A 21,331-nucleotide genomic window follows, 5' to 3' on the forward strand; every position below is an offset into this window, starting at 1 on the left:
TAGCTAAAAAGAAGATCCGAGCAGAAAAAAATTAGGCGTCATTCGCTAAGGAAAAACGCGCTAAAGATGATATGGGATAAGGGGAAGAAAATTCTCCAAAACTTTGTTCAATATTGATTCATAGGTTAATTACTTAATATGATATAGATGTTATTACCCACTTGCTTGATCTCTCCCAAAAAATGGCCAATCCCTTCTATAAAGATGCCATCTATTGTCTGTTCCGGAGGGTGATTAATGACAAATTGTAGCTGTAACACATCGTTTAATCTATTTTCTGTTAAGGCTAATACAGGTCGTGAAAAATATATGGACTGCTCTTGAAGACGTATGGTCATACCGTTTTTATGAAGGAAGTTTTTATGCGATTGTATGGTATTCATAGGGTCAAATTGTTGAATCCTTCCTTTGCCTATCAGTGTTAGAAGGAACCCATTTGTTTTTTTAAAACTGCTAATTTCAAGCTCTTTATTCATTTCAGCTTCCTGAATAAGATCGTCTAAGGAAAATGGCAGATGCATTTTCTTTGGTGCTCTAGCTATTGGTTCAAATTCTTTTTGTAAGATTTCATAAATAGTTAGTTGATGTTCGAATAATTCTTCTTTCCATTGTGGAGAGAATTTCTCAAGTAATAAACAAAGAGCTAAACCTGAGGGATAGCAACTATGTCTTATTCTATTTGTCATAATAGAGTAGTCTGTTAATGACTTAATATAACGCTCAAGTACCAGTTCCTCTGTTTGGTTGACGATATCTTTATATGCAAGGAATTCGATAAAAAACGCCGGTCCTTCAATTGTTTCAATACGGCTTTCATACTGTACCAACTCATTGTACTGCTCTTTTCTTTTTTCTCGCCAATATATGAAGGCTTGAATCGCTTCTCTTTGTCTATTGATATTAGTAATACGTAATGCGTGGTTAAGACACTCTCTTTCTTGGATTCTCCATTGAATATTTTCTCTTTCAAGAGGATAAGCAATTCCTACTAATTCATTGGGAAAACGCTTTTCTTTCTTATGATATTGATGGCAATGAAAAAGCTCATGAATAAGGGTGGCGTATACTTCCTCTTTATTAAGATTATTTATGTCGACAATGGCTGTTACTTCATTTTCGAAAATTATTGAGGTAGAGCCCGTAAATTGATTGTTCCATGGTAGTATGACTTCTTGACCATTAAAATGTGGATGATGATATAAACAAACAGACTCATGATCATAATAGGCATAAGGTGAAGCGATAAAATGTGGCCAATAGTTTGGGAGCATTGTATGAATGGTAGTCACTTCAGTTAATTGTTGGTTGATCATAATCATCTCCTTCATTAGAAGTATTAGTAAATGATAATATATAAACCTAGTGCAATAATAGATAGGATAATCAGGATAATATATATAAGTGAAAGGTTTCTACTGTTTTTCTTTGTAGAAGATCGATAATTGTCATCACTGCGACTTGTCAATAACAAAGTACCAACAATAGCAACAATGAGTAAAAAGATTATAATGCCGTATAATACAGTCATGAGGTTCTCCTTTTCTCATACTTATTCAATCATCTAGGGGTATCTAGTCAAATGTCTTTCTTATGATTATAATGGAAGAGGTTGTATTTTTATAGCTATAGATTGTCACTTCTTTTTGAAGATATTGTGAAAAGGTTTACTTAAAAAGTTATAAATACTTTTTTAGTGTTACAATATAATTGAAATTTCTTATGGAAGGGAAAGTTCCTCTTGTTATGGAGAAAGGTATTAGCATGAATAATTCAATGCAGCAACTCGAAAAGCGTCAACCAATTACAAGAATTCTAGCTGCTACCATTAAAACAGGGATTATTAAATCCAATTTGTTTCCGATGTTCGCAGGGTTAACGCTAGCCTTATATACGTATGATTATAGTATTTTAGACAAGATACCAGCAATATTATTTGCCTTATTTGGCTCTATTTTTATTATCGGCTCTGCCGGTGCCTTCAATAATATTTATGATAGAGATATTGACTCTATCATGGAGCGTACGAAGACTAGACCAACAGTAACAGGAGATATCACTACTAAATCAGTGGTAATTCTAGCGACAGTGATGGGATTAGTAGGTATTATTTTGTTATCATTAGCAACTCCGCTAGCAGGATTGCTCGGTTTTTTAGGTTGGTTTTTTTATGTTGTACCTTATACTATGTGGACAAAAAGAAGAACCATTTATAATACGGAAGTTGGGAGTATCTCCGGAGCAATGCCTCCTTTAATTGGATGGGCTGCTATTCATCCAGATATTTTACACCCGGCAATATTAGGCTTGTTCGTCATTCAAGTTATTTGGCAAATGCCACATTTTTATGCGATTGCCATTCGTAAACATGATGACTATAAAGCGGCAAATGTTCCGATGTTACCTGTTGTAAAAGGAATACGTCGCACCTATTTACAGACAAATGTCTATCTTGTTTTGTTAATTTTAACAAGCTTTTTATTTTGGCCATTAAGCCCTGGGTTAACGCTTGTATCATTGTTACTTGGTATTGGTTGGTTAATTCTTAGTATCTATGGTTATAAGAAGATGGATCCGAAGAAATGGGCAAACGCTTTATTCGCCTATTCACTTATCCATATGACAGTCCTTTTTTCAACGGTAATTATTTATTCTTTAGTAGGGATTATTTTTAATTTGAAGTAATTAAGTATGCGATCTTAGCATCATTTGAACTCGAACAATACAGTGTTCGAGTTTTTTTATTTGCTGTGCAAGTTGGGCAGTGGGCAGTTCGATGTTTGTTCTTTCTAGTTCGCATTTAGTGCATGTGATGATGATCAGAATAGGGGGGGAACGCGTCAAAAATTCGTGTCGATGGTGAAAATTGATTGGAAAAGGTAAGAACCGCGTCAAAAACACGTGTCGAAGGTAAAATTTGATTGGCAAAGGTAAGAAACGTGTCAAAAATTTGTGTCGAGGGTAAAATTTAATTTGAAAAGGTAAGAACCGCGTCAAAAATCCGTGTCGAGAGGAAAATTTGATAGGAAAAGGTAAGAACCGCGTCAAAAATCCATGTCGAGAGGAAAATTTGATTGGCAAAGGCAAGAACCGCGTCAAAAATCCGAGTCGAGAGGAAAATTTGATTGGCAAAGGCAAGAACCGCGTCAAAAATCCATGTCGAGAGTAAAATTTGATAGGAAAAGGCAAGAACTGCGTCAAAAACCCGTGCCGAGGGAAAAATTTGATAGGAAAAGGCAAGAACCGCGTCAAAAACCCGTGTCGAGGGAAAAATTTGATTGGCAAAGGCAAGAACCGCGTCAAAAATCCGTGTCGATGGTAAAATTTGATTGGCAAAGGTAAGAATCGCGTCAAAAACCCGTGCCGAGGGAAAAATTTGATAGGAAAAGGTAAGAACCGCGTCAAAAATCCATGTCGTGAGTAAAATTTGATTGGCAAAAAGGAAAGAACCGCGTCAAAAATCCGTGTCGATGGTAAAATTTGATAGGCAAAGGCAAGAACCGCGTCAAAAACCCGTGACGAGAGAAAAATTTGATTGGAAAAGGCAAGAACCGCGTCAAAAATCCATGGCGGTAGAAAAAATTAATTGGATACCTGACGAGTAGGCGACTAAAAGTAGTGTCAAGTCGCCGAGTTATTTTCTTTAACCATTATTTATAGATCAGATGCTACCGGATCCTTCAAGTAAGCGAATTGAATTTTTCATCAATACATGGTTAATGGCGTAAAAGTAGCGCCCTGACTTCCGAATGTTTTAAGGTTTTCTTTCTTCCTTCTGTTTAATATTAACGATTGGCAGCTTAGAGGTATAATTCAGCATTTCTATCAACTGTTCCGTCATATGAGTCGGACTATATTTAAAGCCTCCTTTTACCCAGGAAATAATAAGTCCATAGAGGCCATATACATGATAGTTTGTTAATAATTCATGATTAATGGCATTTGGGATATGATCAAAGCCAATTTCATCATAGGAAAGCTGTGTTAAAACGGAAATAATCTTATCTTGAAATCCAGAGAGTGCGTGAGAATGAATCATAACTGAATAGAAACTTCCGTATTGATATACATGTTCAAAAATCTTTACACTTGATGTTGTTAAATTTTCAATATGTAATTTTCCAATGCCGATATATGGTTCGCGATAGCTCCGAATAAGGTCATCTAGTATATCGTTAGTTAATTCTTCCAATAATTCTTCTTTCGTCTGAAAATGTTTATAAAAGGTGCCGCGATTTAAATCCGCTTTTTGTACAAGGTCAGTCACTGTGATTTTTTCAAACTCTTTTTCAGCCATTAGAGTAATAAGAGCATCTTTTAGCCCTTTTTTAGATTTATGAATTCTTCGATCATTTTTCATCAACAATTCACCTTCCCTTTGTTGATTAACTTTTATTAATATACAAGTGATAGCCAATGTATTTATTATTGAACAAATGCTATCTGTTTTGCATATTGTTACTTAAATTATAGAAGATTAAACTGAAAGAGTACAAACTATTTTGATAGCGCTTTAATGAAAGTGCATAAATGAAAGGGGTAATTTTCTATGAAACTAAAAGATCAAGTAGCCATTGTAACAGGTGCAGCATCTGGTATGGGAAAAACAATTGCTGAGTTATACGCAAAAGAAGGTGCAAAAGTGGTTGCAGCCGATTTAAATAAAGAGGGTGTAGAAGCAGTTGTGGACACCATTAAATCAAATGGTGGTCAAGCAATAGCTCTTAGTGTGAATATTGCTAAATTAGATGAAGTTGAAGGAATGATTGATGCTGCGGTAAAAGAATTCGGTACGTTAGATATTCTAGTCAATAATGCAGGTATCATGGATGCAATGGAACCTGTAGGAGATATTACAGATGAAAAATGGGATCTTATCTTTGATATCAATACAAAAGGTGTGATGCGAGCTATGCGCAAAGCTATTCCGATTTTCCTCGAAAAAGGAAAAGGCGTGATTGTAAACACAGCTTCAACAGGTGGTTTAAACGGTGCGCATGCTGGTGCAGCTTACGGTGCATCTAAGCATGCAGTTGTTGGCTTAACAAAAAACACTGGTTTCATGTATGCAAAAGAAGGAATCCGTTGTAATGCTATTGCACCGGGTGGGGTGGCAACAAATATTGCATCAGCCTTAAAACAACCAAATGAATTCGGAATGAGTCGTACAAGTTTAGCGTCTGCAGTCATGCCACGTGTTGGTACGCCGGAAGAAATTGCGAAAGTGGCTTTATTCTTAGCTTCGGATGAATCTAGCTTCGTGAATGGTACGGTCATTACTGCTGATGCTGGTTGGACAGCAGCATTCTAATATACTATTGATATTAATGGGTATAATACTTGTTTAAAGAGGATAGTTGAGTATAGAAAATATGCTCAATCTATCCTCCCTTTGTACAACAAATGGCCTCATTTACAATAACAACCAAAATCATTTATGGTTGTGCTAACGCTGTCTGTTGTTGGAGAACATAAATTTAGAAACTCTTTTTAAACCTCTATATACCCCTCTAAATAAGCTACAGCTTCTCCAGCTATTTTTACAATCTCACCTAAATCAGTACAATATAGTTTTCCTCCTCTTTCTGATAATTGTAATGCGATAAGCTTATCTTTATTCAATCTATCTTTCCAAAAAGGAACTAAAGTACAATGAGCAGATCCTGTAACGGGATCTTCGTCTACTCCAGCCTTTGGAGCAAAAAATCTTGATACAAAATCTACTTCTTTTCCTTTAGCTGTCACTATTACACCAAAACCATCTAATTTTTTTAGTTCATCCATATTTAATTCAAGAGTTAAAATATCCTGCTCTGTCTCAAATACTGCCATGTAATCTCTAGATTTATAGACCTCTTCAGGTACTTTACCTAAACCTTTAATCAAAGCTTCTGGGGGATTAGATTGTTTCCCTTTTCTTGAAGGGAAACATAAAGTATAAAGGCCGTCTTCATTAATAACCTCTAGAACTCCACTTTTAGTTGTAAACTTTATATTTTTTAAATTCTCATCTAAATATGAGTTTATGACATAAGCTGATGCTAATGTGGCATGCCCACATAAATCTATTTCTCCTTCTGGAGTAAACCATCTTAACTCATATTCATTCTCCTTTTTTACAAAAAAGGCTGTTTCAGATAAATTATTCTCATTTGCAATTTTTTGCATGAGTTCATCCTTGATCCACTCATTTAACGGACATACCGCCGCTGGGTTTCCTCTAAAACGTTCATTAGTAAATGCATCAATTTGATAAATCGGTATTCTCAATTCCAAAATCTCCTTTACAATGAGATACTTTTAAACATTCATAGAAATTTTATTACACCATTCATTTTAATTATAAATTATTCCTCAACTAATTTGCGCGGGGGAGTTTCTAATCAAACTGCTTATGGTATTTATAATTGAATAATAAAGATTGTCTTATTGTATTCGTTCATTCACAAAACTTTTGTCGAGACAGTATTAAAGCAATTTATTACCGGTTATCCCACTATTCACGTGGCATGTGATAAACTAAAAATATTCAAAGTGGAGAGAAGTGTTCGAGATGAAACAGGAAGTAATTATTAAATATGTGCAGGTGACAAAATAATAGAGGTACGGGGGAATGTTAATTGGTATTAAATCATAGAGGGTTCGATGAATGGGCGAAGGATTATGATCAATCCGTAAGATTATCTGAGGGAAAAGAGGCTTATCCTTTTGCTGGTTATCAAGATGTAATTAATCTTGTATATCATATGGCAGGACATAAACCGTCATCAACCATTTTAGATGTAGGGTTTGGCACGGGGACATTAACAAAGCGATTGTACGATGACGGTCATAACATCTATGGAATTGATTTCTCAAAAGAAATGATAGCCATTGCTAAGGGAAAAATGCCTAACGCTAATCTTTTTCAAAAAAATATGGAAGAAGGTCTTCCATTCGAATTTGAGAAGGAAAAATTTCATACCATTATCTCTACCTATGCACTTCATCATGTAACAGATAGAAAAAAAATTGAATGGATTCAACAGCTCTCCTTTTCGTTACATGAAGGAGGGTCAATTATTATTGGAGATATTGCCTTTGAAACAAGAAGTGCGCATGATCAATGTAAAAACAGAAGTTATGAGGATTGGGATCATAGTGAATTTTATACCGTCTATGAGGAAATAAAGGAAGAATTAATAGCATTAAAGTTTAAAGTAGATTATAAGCAAATCTCTCATTGTGGAGGCGTATTATTAGTTCGACGTTAACTATATAACCCACTAAATTGAGAAAGGAATGAACCATGAATAAAAAGCAGAAGAGAATTGAGCAAATAACACGTTTGCATTCACCATTAAGATGTCCTATTTGTAAGGGAGATTTGAAGGTAGAAGACAATAGCCGACTAATCTGTAGCCACCTTCATAGTTTTGATATTACAAAGCAGGGCTATATCAACGTCCTAACTCATAAAGTAAACAGTCATTATGATAAGGAGTTATTTGAAGCAAGAAAACAAATCATCACAAAAACAAAACTATACAATCCGTTACAACAATTAATCATTTCGCATATAAAGGAGCTTAGTCCAGGACAGATGATTGCTGATGCTGGTTGCGGTGAAGGCTCGCATTTACATATGATCTTAGAAAAGCTAAATGTAACTGAGCAAAAGTATGTAGGAGTCGGTTTAGATATTGCTAAAGAAGCAGTTAAAATGGCAGCGGGCAATGATGATGAGTGGATATGGCTTGTTGGGGATTTGGCGAATCTACCCTTCACCGACCATTCTGTAGATGTGCTATTAAATATTCTATCACCTTCTAATTATCAGGAGTTTAAAAGGGTGTTACGAGAGGGTGGCATCGTAATTAAGGTTGTCCCCCGTCCTAATTATTTATTTGAGTTAAGAAGTGCGTTATCGAAAAATAATCACTATGATAATCAAGAGATACTACAATTGTTTAAAGAACATTTTCATGTTATCAGTCAAAAAAGTTTGCATTACACTGTAGAACTTAGTAGTGAAGAGAAGAAACAACTTGTAAAAATGACACCCCTCACATGGAGTGGGCAAGAAAATACGAAGAGGTTATTTATTGAGGGTGATCATAATCAAATTACGGTTGACCTTGAAGTGATCGTCGGAAAAATAAAATAAAATTGAAGCTGGGGGAAATACATTATAATCCCTGGATTTATTTAAACATTCTGCCTCATAGAGTCTAAATGAAGGGAGGAGGCAAGTATGCAAGATGAGATAATGGAAGCGTTAAGATTAAGAAAGCAAGGTGAATGGTTATTATCTAATCAGCTTTTTTTGAAGATGTTGGAATCTTTTCCCGATGATGCAAACCTTTTATACCAAAGTGCTTGGAGTTACGACTTGCTCGGTGAAGAAAGAAAAGCCGTGCCCCTCTATGAAAAAGCCATTCAAAAAGGATTGAAAGAGGACCTGGAAGGGGCTTATATTGGTTTAGGCAGTACACTTAGAACGTTAGGGGAATATGAAAAATCTAAAGCAGTATTAGAGGAAGGATTCCATCAATTTCCCCATAACGGAGCACTAGTGACATTTTTAGCGATGACTTTATATAACTTAGGGGAACATGAATTAGCGATGAATCATTTGTTGAGATTATTGGCTAATACTTCAAGGGATGAATCAATTACTGCTTATCAAGAAGCGATTCATTTTTATCGCGAGCAATTGAATAAAACATGGGAGTAGGTAAGCATCGAATGATTAATATAGCAGAGTTACAAAAAGAGGTTGGACAATTTAGTAAAGAAAAAGGCTTTGATAAAAACAGCGTCGAGGCTCGTGCACTCTTTCTAATGACGGAGGTAGGTGAAGTGGCAAAGGAAGTATTATCACTTTCATGGGAAGAGGATAAGGAAGTGGTGAAAGAACGCCTAGGTTTAGAGCTATATGATGTAGTATGGAATGTGTGCGAGCTAGCGAATAAATTAGATATAGATTTAGAGAAAGCCTTTGTACAAAAAAGTGAAATTAATCGCAGCAGAACTTGGGAATAAAAAAAGTGGTTGAATGAAAATCAACCCCTTTGAATAATTAGTAATGATCTTGAATCGTGAAACGAATGGAAAAGGTTGTCCCAGAAGAGTCTGTAGTAAAATCAATATTAGCATTATTTCTTTTGGCAATGGCAAACGAGATAGCTAGCCCTAGACCAGTTCCCTTTTCTTTTGTTGTAAAAAAGGGGGTAGAAATCTTGTTCATTACTTCAGGGGCAATTCCTGTACCTTCGTCTGTTATAGATAATACGACTTGACCACGATCTAAGTATGTACTGATATGTATAGATGCTTTCGCATGCATTGCATCTAAAGAATTATTTACCATATTAATAATTAATTGACGAATCTCGTTTTGATCTAAATTTAATAGTGGTAAAGGGTGCAGCTGAAGATGGATTTTTTTATTTTCTTTAATGGCTCTCGTCTCTAGCAATGGATAGATAGATTGAATAATTTCGTTGAGATGTTCCTTCTCTTTTCGACTAGGCTTATTCTTGGCCATATCTAGAAATTCACTAATAATGGAATTGACACGATCAATTTCATTAATCATTAATAGAAAAATTTCTTGGTATTTTAGTAAATCTTCATTTTTTTCTACTAACTGAAGAAAGCCTTTCACAGTTGTTAGTGGATTACGCACTTCATGCGCTACACCAGCTGCCATTTCCCCAATCAACCGTAATTTTTCATAATAAGCTCTTCTTTCATTTTCTTTCTTCGTCTCTGTTATATCCTGCATAATCACTAGAAGACCTTTTGTATCGGGTATTGTTTTCACTTTAAAATAATTAGTATTTGCGTATGAGAGGTCAAAACTAATCCCTCTTTGCTTCTTGTATGATTGATATAACTGTTTACATACTTTCCTACATAAATCTGGTATAGCCTCACAAATATTTCTGCCTAGTATTTCGTCTTTTACGATATTAAACATATTTTCTGCTGAACGATTAACAAATAAAAGTTGCATATCCTTGTTTAAATAATAGCAGCCATCAGAAATATTTAGGAGTATCTGGTGGAGGTGAATATTATTTAATCGATTCTCTTCGGGCAAGATAGAAAAGTTCTTTGTCGTAGTCATCTGATGTAAAATCGCTCCTCTCAAATGATTGTTAGTTTAATAGAGAGGCTAAGAGAATTACTCGAAGCCTCTTTATAAAAACAATACTTCTCTATTCTATTGTGATGGAGTATAGACCAAATCCATTATTACTTGGCCCAATATATTGAATGGGGCTATTTTCATTAAGTAAATCTTTAGCCTCTATGGACGATTCAAATTGAATATTTGGTGTATTTAAAACAGACGTGAATGTCCAGTTATTATCTGCCGTAGGATCGATGGTGCCTTGCTCAAGAATGTAATCAATGATTACTTGTCTGTTTTCATCTGGATACATAGTAACTGATTGTTGGTTTCTTACACCTGGGAACTGCCCACTTGCGCGATAATTATTAGTCGCTACAATGAAGTTTTGCTCAAGATTAATCGGTGAACCATTATAGCTTAAACCTTTGATTCTATTCGCATTTTCATTGATCAATTTTCCTTCAGTATCATATTTGGCAGGCTCTGTTACATCAATTTCATAAGTGACTCCGTCTATCACATCAAAGTTATATGTTGGAAATTGCTCATTTATTAAAGGTTGTGTTTGTTCCTCACCAGGTAAGATTTGATTAAACTGACCAGCAGACATTTCTAACCATTCTTTTATATCAGCGCCGGTGACTTTAATGGCTGCAACCGTGTTTGGATACAAATATAAATCAGCGACATTTTTAATCGCTATCGTTCCTTCAGGTATATAAGTATAATAATTTGCTCCATTACGTCCGCCAGCTTTAAAAGGAGCTCCAGCAGATAAAATCGGAGTACCCTCTTCTGGTGTGCCAGCTAGTTGTTTTTCTAAATACCATTTCTGTGCATTTGTAACAATTTGAATGGAGGGATCATCTTTTATTAATGCAAAGTAACTATGAATATTGGCAGTCGTATTGCCAACAGGTTGTCTTACATATTCTAAAGTTTGTTCATGAGAAAGTTGGATGGCATCGAGTATGTCTGGATCGGCAATTGTATTGGTTTCGCTTTCTGAATTATATACGCTTCGCAATTCAGACTGGACATTGTTTACTTTCCAATGTCCAAAGGAAGTGGTAAGTGATAAATCAATGACACCTAAATGATTACCCCAGTTACCAGGCATAACAACGGGTACACCATTAATTGTCCCTTTCTCTTCATTCACTCCCGGTAAGTCTGAAAAGTCTCCTGGAAAGAGCTTATGGTTATGACCAGAAATAATAGCATCGATTCCTTTTACTTTTGTTAGCGCATATGTAGCATCTTCATCCATCTCTGTATAATTTTCCGTTCCCATTCCAGAATGAGCGAGGACAATAACTAGATCGGCACCGGCTCTTTTCATTTTAGGAATGGTTTCTTTAACAGATTGGACGATATCTTTCGTATAGACTTTCCCTTCTAAATTCGCTCTATCCCATTCAGTTATTTGTGGTGTCACAACACCAGTTACACCGATATTTAATAAGTGAGGAAATCCCCTCTCATCTCTTACTATTTTTCTAATGATTTTGTATGGCTGGAAATACTGCTTTTCCTTCCCTTTCCCTTTTTTTACGTGATAGACATTGCTGTTCACATAAGGGAAGGGGGCATCATTTAATGTTTCATTTAAAAATGATAATCCATAATTAAATTCATGATTCCCTACAGTAGCAGCATCATAATCTAGAAGCTTCATAGCTTGGAATACCGGATGTAATTCTCCAGGTTTGATCGGATTGATCTTAGCTTTATAATCCCCTAATGGATTCCCTTGAATCAGATCACCATTGTCGAAAAGAAAGCTATTGCTCTCCTCCGTCCTTGCTTCTTTAATTAATGTGGCTGTTTTTGCTAGTCCGAAATCCTCCACTTCTTTGTCTTGATAATAATCGTAGTTGGAAAGGTTGGTGTGAATATCAGTCGTCCCCAATAAGCGAATATCTACTTTGCTTTTAAAAGGATTTGGAAAATGATTCGTTTCTGCTGCCTCTGCCTGATAAATTCTTGGTAAAGAAGAAATTACGAGGATAATAGTAAGACATAAAAAAGTAATTTTCCTTATCAAAATCGACACAACTCCTCTGTATTCATTTTTTAATCTTCACTCGAAACCATATAATAAATAATCTATTTTTCAACATAATAGTAACTATTTTCTATTTTTTTTGATAGAGGAGAAAAGAAGGGTTTTTGTTATAGAATTTCCTTAGAATAACAAAGAAGAACAAGAATTTTTGTATAATGGGGGACTTTTATCGTGAGTATTTCCAAAAAAATAGTTCAAATGTTTTCTTCATTTCTTTTTCAGTGCATCATCACGATTACTTAGATTTTTTTGATGGAATTAAGTTTAGTTATTAATATTAACGATGTTCGGATGCAAAATATGATTCTAAGTAAAAGGAGAGGATATTTTAAAATGCCGTTGCATAGGATGGTAAAGTAGCTTTTACTGAATGATATATAAGGGGGTTGGACGAGCATGATGTATGATTGTATCATTATAGGCGGTGGTCCTGCGGGGTTAAGCGCAGCTTTAGTATTAGGTCGAGCAAATAGAACTGTACTGATACTTGATCATCATCGTCCGAGGAACCGATTTACCACCTATTCACATGGTTTTTTGACACGTGATGGCATAGAAGTAGAACAGTTTAGACAGACAGCTTATGAGGAAATCATGCATTACCCTTCTGTTATAATAAAAAATCATGAAGTAATCCATGCAAGGAAAAATGACCAATCTTTCGTTATAGTGACGTTAGATAAAGAAGTATTCGAAGGAAGAAAAATCATCGTTTCAACCGGAATTAGAGAAAGACTACCCCAAATTAAAGGATTAGCCTCTTTGTATGGAAAAAGTGTGCATAATTGTTTTTATTGTGATGGTTGGGAGTTGAGAGAGAAGAAAATTGCTGTTTTATACGATCATCTTGGTTCGCTACATTTGATCAAACTTATTCATCAAATAACTAAACATATAGTAGTATGTACTAATGGTTTTCCGATAGATAGTAGAACAAGGGATCAGTTACAAAGTAAACAAATCCTTATCATAGATTTTCCGATTAAGGAATTAGTTGGAGAAGCAGGAAGTCTTTCTGCTATACTCTTTACAAATGGTAGAACTGAAAGGGTTGATTCCCTTTTTGTCAGTCCAAGATGGGAACATAATGGCACCATTTTATATGGGTTAGGCTGCAAGAAAGATGTAAATGGTAGAGTAGTTCGTGATCTTCATAATCGGACGACTATATTTGGTGTGTATGCGACTGGTGACGCTGCATTTATATCTCCTTCTCAAGTAGCGATTGCTGTTGGCGATGGTTCGCGTACTGCTATAACAGTTTCAGGTGATTTGGCAAATGAGGATTTTAAATAATATTTCGTTTGGCTCACGTTTTTTGTAGGTTATTGTTTGTCCCCCTTTCACATCCTCCCACAATTTCTTCATAAAAATAATCGATTCCTTACATTCTTTATTGTTATTTTTTTATTAAAGTACGAATTATTGGGACATATGTCCTTTTCAAAAAATGTTTGTTATCTTTAAATAAGAAAAGGAATGAAGAGGAGATGGGTGTTGGACATGAGTCGAGTGGACGTTCAGTTTTATATGGATAAATATAATCTGCACGAGGTGTTACCGGAAAGGCTGTATCCTCATCTGAGCTTGCATACTGTAGAAAAGGGAGAGCAGCTTTGTAGACAAGGAGAACAGGCGAAGGCATTGTACATCGTAGTAAAAGGAAAAGCAAAAGTATTTACAACATCTATGGAAGGAAAAACACTTGTACTTTCATTTCAAACACCGATTGAGTTGATCGGGGATATTGAATATATCCAAAACATTGATATTATCAATACAGTTGAAGCGGTATCTTCAGTAACAGTTATAAAAATCCCATATAAATTTCTCCGTAAACATTGCGAACAATATTCACCGTTTCTTATGTTTTTGCTAAAGGTTATTACGGATAAATTTAATGCAAAGTCAAATTTTTTAAAATTGAATGTGCTTTATCCAGTAGAAGTCAGACTAGCTAGCTATTTATTATCGCATTCATTTGATGAGGAACACTCATTAGTGACGGGTATGCATAGTACAAAAAATTTAAAAGATACTGCTAATCTCATTGGAACGAGTTATCGCCACTTAAATCGAGTGATTCAACAGTTTAGTGAACTTGGTTTAGTTGAAAGAAAAGACAAATGGATTCAGATTAAAGATTGGGAGGGCCTGCGGGAAATGGCTGGTTCGTCCCTATATGAATGAAACAACAGGAGAGGCTATATATGAAAAAGTATCAATATTTATTTTTTGATGTGGACGACACATTATTAGATTTTAGACATACGGAAAAAAGGGCATTAGAGCGTTTGTTTGAACAAGAAAATATCGTATTAACTGATGACATAAAAGGGGATTATCACCGCTTTAATAAAGGGTTATGGCATGCGCATGAACGGGGAGAGATTGGCAAAGAGGAACTTTTAAACACGAGATTTACCGAGTTCTTCCGACTTCATGGAAAGCAAGTAGACGGCTTAACAATGGAACGGAGTTACCGCAATTTCTTATCCGAAGGACATGAACAATTAGATGGAGCGCTCTCGCTTATTCAACAACTATCGACGCAATATGACCTTTTTATTATGACGAATGGTGTAGCGCAAACGCAAAATCGTAGGTTACGTGATTCCGGGTTGTTTCCTTATTTTAAAAATATCTTTATCTCAGAAGAAACTGGTTTTCATAAGCCTATGAAAGCATACTTCGATTATTGTTTCCAGCGTATAGATCAGTTTAATTGTGGAAAAGCACTCATTATTGGTGATTCTTTAGTAGCTGATATAAAAGGTGGTCTTGCTGCTGGAATGGATGCTTGTTGGATGAATGTTGCAAAAGTAGCTAATGACACAGACATTACACCCACTTATGAAATCAATAAGTTAGTCGAGCTCTTACCTATATTAGAAAGGAGGGAGTTCATTGACTCATAATCCAAAGGGTAAAGAACGATTAATACTAGCATTACTTTTAGGGATGCTAGCGACATTAGGACCATTAAATATAGATATGTATTTACCAAGCTTTCCGAGTATTGCTTCGGACTTAGAGACATCGGCTTCTATGGTCCAATTGAGTTTAACGGCTTGTTTAATTGGTTTGGCTTTTGGACAATTGGTGATTGGACCGATTAGTGACGCAAAAGGAAGGAGAAAACCACTTTTAATTTCTATTCTACTTTTTGCTGGTGCCTCTTTTTTATGTGCAGTTGCCCCTAATATTACAACCCTTGTTATTGCAAGATTTTTGCAAGGAGCTACTGCCTCTGCGGGAGTTGTCTTATCGAGAGCGGTTGTTAGAGACACATTTAGTGGAAGAGAACTAACGAAATTTTTTGCGCTATTGATGGTCATTAATGCGGTTGCCCCGTTAGTCGCTCCCATTGCAGGGGGAGGCATTTTGCTTTTTCCTTCTGCGAGTTGGCATTGGATATTTATAAGCTTAGGAATCATAGGTTTAATCATTTTCTTAATTGTATTTTTAAAACTTAAGGAATCCTTACCTGTAGAGAAGCGTAGACCAAGCTCTTTGAAATCCACGTTTCGGACAATGGCAGAGTTGAGTACAGACCGTTCTTTTATTAGCTATGCTTTAATCGTTGGATTTGTTCATGGAGGAAGTTTTGCTTATGTCTCAGGTACACCGTTTGTTTATCAAGGGATTTATGGTGTTTCACCGCAAGTATTTAGTATTCTATTTGGCATAAATGGACTTGCAATTATAACCGGGAGCACCATCGTAGGTCGTTTAGGTGGAAAAGTGACAGAGAAAAAATTGTTAAAAATCGCGGTCACAGTCGCTGCATCGTCGACATTATTCTTACTTTTGATGACGATTATAAAAGGACCGCTTGCATTAATCGTCATTCCAATCTTTATTTATATGCTCTCAATGGGAATGGTTTTGACAAGTTCGTTTACATTAGCAATGGAATTCCAAGGACATCGTGCAGGCAGTGCAAGTGCCATTTTAGGAATGCTTCCTCTTGTGGTAGGAGCGACGGTTTCTCCATTAGTAGGGTTGAATGAATCAACAGCTATACCGATGGGAGCCATTTTGTTCGTTACATCCTTTATTGGTTTTACCCTCTTCTTCACTGTTGCCAATCGTGATGAAAAGACACAAATAAATGTATAGAAGCATAGGATGAATCATTCATCTGAACAAATTGGACTGCATCTCAATTGTTAGAATCTAACAAATGGAGGTGCAGTTTCTTTATGGACAAATGATAGGAAGAATATGGAGGGGAACTCTTCTTATTTAGAATTTGAGCACCTATTTAAAAAGTCATGGAAAATCTGCACAGATTGAACTTGTATTGATTAATCAATAGTTACGAAAAGGTATAAAGTGGGTAGGTAATGGAGGAGTTAAGTAGGTTTGGGGCATAGGAAATTAGAAGTTTTCCTTATCATAGAAACATCTATGGATCAAATAAATGTCTCGCTCAAGCAATAAAAGGACAAGTTTTTTAAAGACTACGGATTCTAGAAAGTTTTTTTGACATTGGGAACCACCACATTTAATCGACAACTTGATCAGTATCGATCACTTCTTGCAAAAGAGAGATATGTTCATCGATAATATGAATTCTTGGATCTTGGGGGTTAGTAATATGTTTTTTCATATCTTGCAAAAAATGCAATTCTCTTTCCATCAATTGTCTTTCTATTGAATCAAGCATATATGAAAACTCCTTTTTAATGAAAAATAATAGAGGTTGTCCCTTCTTTCTATTATTATATGCACGGCAGTCTATTATATACATTACATTATTGCCACCTTTATTATTATACCTATATTTTTTTCCTAGATACAGTGCAAATTTCCTGATTGATAGTGAAGAAAGAGAACTTCATTTAATTTTCAATTTTTCTTTAAGTAAAGAAGGAGTATTTCAATCAGAGCAGGAATGAGTATAGTTTAAGTAATAATAGAGAGGAAGATGTGAAGTGAATCAAGTTTTATTAATTATTGATGCACAAGAAGCATTAATTGAGGGGGAAAACGGTCAAACGCCCGTCTATCAAAAAGAGCAGCTGATTACTACAATAAATATATTAATTGAACAAGCGGAGAAAAATGATATTGACGTTATATTTGTAAGAGATCTAGATGTAGGCGGTGGGAGTGGAGATGGCTTTCAAGTACATCACTTAATTAAGGTACCTGAAAAATCTTCCAAAAAAATGTTTAATAAACTTGCGACGAATGCTTTTTACGAAACTGGTTTATTAAATTACTTAAAAGAGAGGAATATTCAACATCTAATTATTGCAGGATGTCAAACGGAATATTGTATTGATACAGCTGTCCGATATGCAACTGTTAATGGTTTTGATGTTACTTTAATTAAAGATGGACACTCGACAATTGATTCAACAGTTTTACCTGCTGAGAAAATAATTGCTCACCATAATCAAACCCTTCATGGTCACTATAATGTTGATCATTTTTCAGTCGTAAGAGGTAGTCATGAAGCTGTCTTTATCCCACCTCACAATGAATACAGGAAGGAGTGGGCAGTTGAGCAAGAGCAACTAAAATAAGAAACTTATCCTTACTGAGTTGCCAAGAGAGTCTGCCCTACTAAATATTTGTTGAGCAGACTCTCCTAGTCAAACATCGCCGACTACCATTGTCATATGTTGAGGTAAGATAGAAATTGAAGTGGGTGTTTCGGCAATTAATTCTCCATCACAATCAATTTTTTGAATTGGTTGAGCTTCTATCTTTAATGATTTTGTTCGGAAATAGACGATTTCATCATTATTTTTATCTGGATAATCGTCTTTTACTTGTGATTGGAACCAGGTCCAAAAATTTTGCATACTGGCTTGTTTAATAATTAACACATCAAGTAAGCCATCTTGGATATTTGCTTGAGGAAAGAAGGATTGCATACCGCCTAAATAAGAACCATTTCCTATTACCACCATGACAGCATCATCATCATAGGTGCAATGATCACTTTCAATTTTTAAATGGAAGACTTCGTTTTGAAAAATAAGCTTAGACGCTTGAATATAGTAAGACATTTTACCAAGTTTTTTACTATTATTATCCATTTGCTCTGATACTTTGGAAATTAAGCCAATTCCCCAGAAGTTCAAAAAGTATTGATTATTAAAAGTACCGATATCTATTTGTTTTATCTTTTTTTCTTTAATCTGTTTAGCGGCTAATATTGGTTCTTGACTTATGCCAATGGTTCTTGAAAAATCATTACATGTGCCTCCAGGTAAGATAGCAAATGCTGGTCTCTCTTGCAATGGTGCTAATGCATTGACTAGTTCAAAGATTGTTCCATCTCCGCCAGCGCCGATAATTAAATCCACTGAAGACGCAAGTTTTTCCACGTATTTAGCGCCGTCACCCTCCTGTTTTGTTTGATATATTTTCACATTTGTAAAAGTTTCTTTTAATTCTGTTTCAATTTCTTCAATTTGATTCATTAATTTCTTGTTCCCTGCATTAGGATTTAAAATAATCGCTACAGTATTCATAACTACATTCCCCCTTTCATATGTACATACTTCCCGTTTTATTTGTAAATGTAGCATGAAATAGAAAAAAATATATTATTAATTCGAGATATTTCACTTGAAGATAAATCATTTGAGTGGTAAAGTGATAAATATAACGAGGTGACTTTAAAAATGAAAAAGCATACTTTAGGGTCTTTATTATGGATGAGGATAGCTAGATTTACACATCAAAGTAACTTATTATCTAATGAGTTTTTAAAAAAATATCAATTAACTGCTTCCCAATTTGATGTTCTTACACAGGTAGCAGCTTACGAACCCATTACCCAACAAGAGCTAGCTGATAAATTAACCGTAAGCCAAGGGGGGGTATCTAGAATGCTTTCAAAACTAGAAAAAGAGGGATTGATTATAAAAGAAGTAAAATGGAAAACAAAAAAAATTTCTCTTACAGCAAAAGGGAAGACAAAACTAGCTGCTGCATATGAGGCTCAATTACATTTTCAAACCTCCTTTTTTGATGAATCACTATCACAGGATGAGCAGAAGATTCTTTATCAGTTATTATCAAAACTACAAAAAAATAGTGATCAGAAGAAAAAATCCATTATATAGGAGAGGATTAAATGACGTACATTGCAGGTCATCATCATACATCGATGATTACAAAGGATGCGAATAAAAATAATCACTTTTATAAGAATATACTTGGTTTAAGACGGGTTAAAATGACTGTAAATCAGGATGATCCCTCTATGTATCATCTGTTTTTCGGAGATGAAATCGGAAGTCCAGGCACAGAATTAACATTTTTTGAAATACCGATGGCAGGTAGAACCCATAAAGGAACAAATAGTATTACCCGCATTGGATTACTTGTTCCATCCTATGAGAGTTTACTGTTTTGGTCTGAACGTTTTAAGCAATTAAAAGTAAAACATGGAGAAATTACAGAATATACGCAACGCCCCAGTCTATCATTTGAAGATCCCGATGGCTTACAATTAGTGCTTATTGTCTCTGAGCAAAGCCTGTCATTTTGGAGAGGTTGGTCTCAATCACTTATCCCTAAGGAGCATCAAATTATGGGCATGGGCCCAGTTGAAATGACAGTGAGAAGACCCGAGAAGTTACAGGACACGCTAGTGAATATGTTTGGCTACTCTATTTCTTATCGAGAAGAAAAATTAACGGTCTATCAATCATTAGCAGGAGAACCGTTCGGTGAAATTGTGGTGATTGAAAAAGATGGACCAGATGAGAGACCAGGACGAGGTAGTGTTCATCATTTAGCAATCCGAGTAAAAGACGAAGAGGAACTGAAATATTGGGAAAGTAAAGTAAGAGAAAAAGGTTTTTTAACAAATGGTATTATCGATCGCTATTATTTTAAAAGCCTATACTTTAGAGAATCTAATGGTATCCTTTTTGAAATTGCGACAGATGGTCCCGGGTTCACAATTGATACCGATCTCGTGCATTTAGGAGAAACTTTAGATCTTCCGCCATTCCTCGAAGAACGCCGAGAAGAAATAGAAAAGATGCTTAAACCTATAGAGGAGAATGAATAATGGAAAAATACCGGATAAATAAAGAGAATGGTCTGGAGTTCGGCTTGTACTCATTGGGTGATCACATTCCTAGTGGTAAAACAGGCAAACGAATATCCGCGCAAAAGAGACTAAATGAAATCATTGAGGCAAGTCAATTAGCTGAAGAAGCAGGTATTGATGTATTTGGCCTAGGTGAGAGCCATCAAACTTATTTTACAACTCAAGCACATACCGTTGTACTTGGTGCGATTGCCCAGGCAACGAAAAAAATAAAATTATCAAGTTCAGCAACAGTATTAAGTGTATCTGATCCTGTTAGGGTATATGAGGATTTTGCTACAATTGACTTGCTTTCAGGTGGCCGTGCTGAAATTGTCGCGGGTCGAGGTTCTAGAGTAGGAGCTTATCAATTATTGGGTATAGACTTGGCTCATTATGAAGATATCTTTGAGGAAAAGTTGGCTTTATTAAAGCAACTGAATGAGGAAGAAAGGGTGACATGGTCGGGAAGATTCCGTGCGCCATTAGATAATGCTGAAGTGCTTCCACGACCTCTGAATGGTTCACTTCCTATTTGGAGAGGTGTTGGCGGTCCACCAGCTAGTGCCGTTAAAGCAGGTAAAATGGGCATTCCAATGGTATTAACAACATTAGGTGGTCCAGCAGATAATTTCAAAATATCGGTAGATGCTTATCGCCAGACGTTAGAGGAGAATGGATTCCAAGCCAACCAATATCCAATTGCAACAACGAGTTTGTTTTATGTTGCAGATACAACTAGAGAAGCGCTTGAAGGAATGTATCCTTATCTAAATGGTGGCTTTCAAGCGATCAGAGGTGGAGGGGGTTACCCTATTCAGCAATTCACACAAGCGCCGGATGTAAGGGATGCTTTAATGGTTGGGAGTAAGCAGCAAATTATTGAGAAAATCCTCTATCAATATGAATTATTTGGGATGCAAAGGTTTTTAGCACAAATCGATTTTGGTGGAGTACCTTTCGCTGATGTAATGAAAAATATAGAGATTATTGGGAATGACATTATTCCAGCAGTGAAGAAGTATACAAGAGAAGAAATGTCGTCCGAAAGTTAATAGAAGCAAAGAAGCCACCC

22 protein-coding genes are annotated in these 21,331 nt (G+C 35.6%); 14 read left to right on the top strand and 8 right to left on the bottom strand.

Annotation, left to right across the window (positions count from 1 at the left end; translation table 11 throughout):
• Positions 1-125 precede the first annotated feature (125 nt).
• A complete protein-coding gene (locus MHI57_RS21050; RefSeq protein ID WP_340978134.1) occupies positions 126-1,313 on the bottom strand; it encodes a hypothetical protein in 1,188 nt (395 codons plus the stop codon).
• Between the two features lie 23 nt (positions 1,314-1,336).
• Complete coding sequence (locus MHI57_RS21055) at positions 1,337-1,528, bottom strand: hypothetical protein (RefSeq protein WP_095370279.1); 192 nt, start codon at positions 1,526-1,528, stop codon at positions 1,337-1,339.
• A 233-nt stretch (positions 1,529-1,761) separates the two neighbouring features.
• Here MHI57_RS21055 and cyoE point away from each other — a divergent pair, with 233 nt between their 5' ends.
• Complete coding sequence (cyoE, locus tag MHI57_RS21060) at positions 1,762-2,682, top strand: heme o synthase (protein ID WP_340978135.1); 921 nt, start codon at positions 1,762-1,764, stop codon at positions 2,680-2,682.
• Positions 2,683-3,751: 1,069 nt separating this feature from the next.
• On the opposite strand, the gene MHI57_RS21065 is transcribed toward cyoE, so the two are convergent.
• On the bottom strand, positions 3,752-4,357 hold the full coding sequence (locus MHI57_RS21065; protein ID WP_233435297.1) for a TetR/AcrR family transcriptional regulator: 606 nt from the start codon (positions 4,355-4,357) through the stop codon (positions 3,752-3,754).
• A gap of 189 nt (positions 4,358-4,546) precedes the next feature.
• Here MHI57_RS21065 and MHI57_RS21070 point away from each other — a divergent pair, with 189 nt between their 5' ends.
• A complete protein-coding gene (locus tag MHI57_RS21070) occupies positions 4,547-5,308 on the top strand; it encodes an SDR family oxidoreductase (RefSeq protein WP_340978136.1) in 762 nt (253 codons plus the stop codon).
• Between the two features lie 179 nt (positions 5,309-5,487).
• Here MHI57_RS21070 and MHI57_RS21075 read toward each other — a convergent pair whose 3' ends face one another.
• Complete coding sequence (locus MHI57_RS21075) at positions 5,488-6,267, bottom strand: PhzF family phenazine biosynthesis protein (RefSeq protein ID WP_340978137.1); 780 nt, start codon at positions 6,265-6,267, stop codon at positions 5,488-5,490.
• 350 nt (positions 6,268-6,617) lie between these two features.
• Here MHI57_RS21075 and MHI57_RS21080 point away from each other — a divergent pair, with 350 nt between their 5' ends.
• The 4 genes from MHI57_RS21080 (at position 6,618) to MHI57_RS21095 (ending at position 9,021) form a co-directional block, all read left to right on the top strand.
• A complete protein-coding gene (locus MHI57_RS21080; RefSeq protein ID WP_095370275.1) occupies positions 6,618-7,250 on the top strand; it encodes a class I SAM-dependent methyltransferase in 633 nt (210 codons plus the stop codon).
• 35 nt (positions 7,251-7,285) lie between these two features.
• Positions 7,286-8,143, top strand: coding sequence for a putative RNA methyltransferase (locus MHI57_RS21085; protein WP_095370274.1), 858 nt, complete (start codon positions 7,286-7,288; stop codon positions 8,141-8,143).
• Positions 8,144-8,230: 87 nt separating this feature from the next.
• Positions 8,231-8,713 (top strand): tetratricopeptide repeat protein, encoded by a 483-nt coding sequence (locus MHI57_RS21090; protein ID WP_095370273.1) that lies wholly within the window; start codon positions 8,231-8,233, stop codon positions 8,711-8,713.
• Between the two features lie 14 nt (positions 8,714-8,727).
• The gene (locus MHI57_RS21095) at positions 8,728-9,021 is read left to right on the top strand and encodes a MazG-like family protein (RefSeq protein ID WP_095373515.1); all 294 of its coding nucleotides are present in this window, start codon (positions 8,728-8,730) and stop codon (positions 9,019-9,021) included.
• 37 nt (positions 9,022-9,058) lie between these two features.
• Here MHI57_RS21095 and MHI57_RS21100 read toward each other — a convergent pair whose 3' ends face one another.
• Both MHI57_RS21100 and MHI57_RS21105 read right to left on the bottom strand, forming a co-directional pair.
• On the bottom strand, positions 9,059-10,111 hold the full coding sequence (locus MHI57_RS21100; RefSeq protein WP_095370272.1) for an ATP-binding protein: 1,053 nt from the start codon (positions 10,109-10,111) through the stop codon (positions 9,059-9,061).
• Positions 10,112-10,202: 91 nt separating this feature from the next.
• The gene (locus MHI57_RS21105; RefSeq protein WP_340978138.1) at positions 10,203-12,167 is read right to left on the bottom strand and encodes a bifunctional 2',3'-cyclic-nucleotide 2'-phosphodiesterase/3'-nucleotidase; all 1,965 of its coding nucleotides are present in this window, start codon (positions 12,165-12,167) and stop codon (positions 10,203-10,205) included.
• A gap of 417 nt (positions 12,168-12,584) precedes the next feature.
• Here MHI57_RS21105 and MHI57_RS21110 point away from each other — a divergent pair, with 417 nt between their 5' ends.
• The 4 genes from MHI57_RS21110 (at position 12,585) to MHI57_RS21125 (ending at position 16,310) form a co-directional block, all read left to right on the top strand.
• Positions 12,585-13,484, top strand: a complete 900-nt coding sequence (locus MHI57_RS21110) for an NAD(P)/FAD-dependent oxidoreductase (protein ID WP_340978139.1) — start codon at positions 12,585-12,587, stop codon at positions 13,482-13,484.
• A gap of 207 nt (positions 13,485-13,691) precedes the next feature.
• Positions 13,692-14,378 (top strand): Crp/Fnr family transcriptional regulator, encoded by a 687-nt coding sequence (locus tag MHI57_RS21115; protein WP_095373514.1) that lies wholly within the window; start codon positions 13,692-13,694, stop codon positions 14,376-14,378.
• Between the two features lie 20 nt (positions 14,379-14,398).
• Complete coding sequence (locus tag MHI57_RS21120; protein ID WP_095370269.1) at positions 14,399-15,106, top strand: YjjG family noncanonical pyrimidine nucleotidase; 708 nt, start codon at positions 14,399-14,401, stop codon at positions 15,104-15,106.
• Positions 15,096-16,310, top strand: coding sequence for a Bcr/CflA family efflux MFS transporter (locus MHI57_RS21125; RefSeq protein ID WP_095370268.1), 1,215 nt, complete (start codon positions 15,096-15,098; stop codon positions 16,308-16,310). Before MHI57_RS21120 ends, MHI57_RS21125 begins: the two co-directional genes overlap by 11 nt.
• A 388-nt stretch (positions 16,311-16,698) precedes the next feature.
• On the opposite strand, the gene MHI57_RS21130 is transcribed toward MHI57_RS21125, so the two are convergent.
• Entirely contained in the window at positions 16,699-16,860 is a 162-nt protein-coding gene (locus MHI57_RS21130; RefSeq protein WP_157733771.1) for a hypothetical protein, read from the bottom strand.
• A 268-nt stretch (positions 16,861-17,128) separates the two neighbouring features.
• Between MHI57_RS21130 and MHI57_RS21135 the strand changes: the two genes are divergently transcribed.
• Positions 17,129-17,725: an isochorismatase family protein gene (locus MHI57_RS21135; RefSeq protein WP_095370267.1), complete on the top strand. Its 597-nt coding sequence runs from the start codon at positions 17,129-17,131 to the stop codon at positions 17,723-17,725.
• 69 nt (positions 17,726-17,794) lie between these two features.
• On the opposite strand, the gene MHI57_RS21140 is transcribed toward MHI57_RS21135, so the two are convergent.
• On the bottom strand, positions 17,795-18,682 hold the full coding sequence (locus MHI57_RS21140) for a diacylglycerol/lipid kinase family protein (protein ID WP_095370266.1): 888 nt from the start codon (positions 18,680-18,682) through the stop codon (positions 17,795-17,797).
• Between the two features lie 153 nt (positions 18,683-18,835).
• On the opposite strand from MHI57_RS21140, the gene MHI57_RS21145 reads away from it, so the two are divergent.
• The 3 genes from MHI57_RS21145 to MHI57_RS21155 are packed head-to-tail and all read left to right on the top strand — an operon-like array spanning position 18,836 to position 21,311.
• Positions 18,836-19,279 carry a MarR family winged helix-turn-helix transcriptional regulator gene (locus MHI57_RS21145; RefSeq protein WP_095370265.1) on the top strand — a complete coding sequence of 148 codons (444 nt, stop codon included), beginning with the start codon at positions 18,836-18,838 and terminating at the stop codon, positions 19,277-19,279.
• Positions 19,280-19,290: 11 nt separating this feature from the next.
• On the top strand, positions 19,291-20,235 hold the full coding sequence (locus MHI57_RS21150) for a ring-cleaving dioxygenase (RefSeq protein ID WP_095370264.1): 945 nt from the start codon (positions 19,291-19,293) through the stop codon (positions 20,233-20,235).
• Positions 20,235-21,311 (top strand): LLM class flavin-dependent oxidoreductase, encoded by a 1,077-nt coding sequence (locus MHI57_RS21155; protein WP_340978140.1) that lies wholly within the window; start codon positions 20,235-20,237, stop codon positions 21,309-21,311. Before MHI57_RS21150 ends, MHI57_RS21155 begins: the two co-directional genes overlap by 1 nt.
• Positions 21,312-21,331 lie beyond the last annotated feature (20 nt).

This window comes from Cytobacillus sp. FSL K6-0129, assembly GCF_038007625.1.
GTDB lineage: Bacteria > Bacillota > Bacilli > Bacillales > Cytobacillaceae > Cytobacillus > Cytobacillus kochii.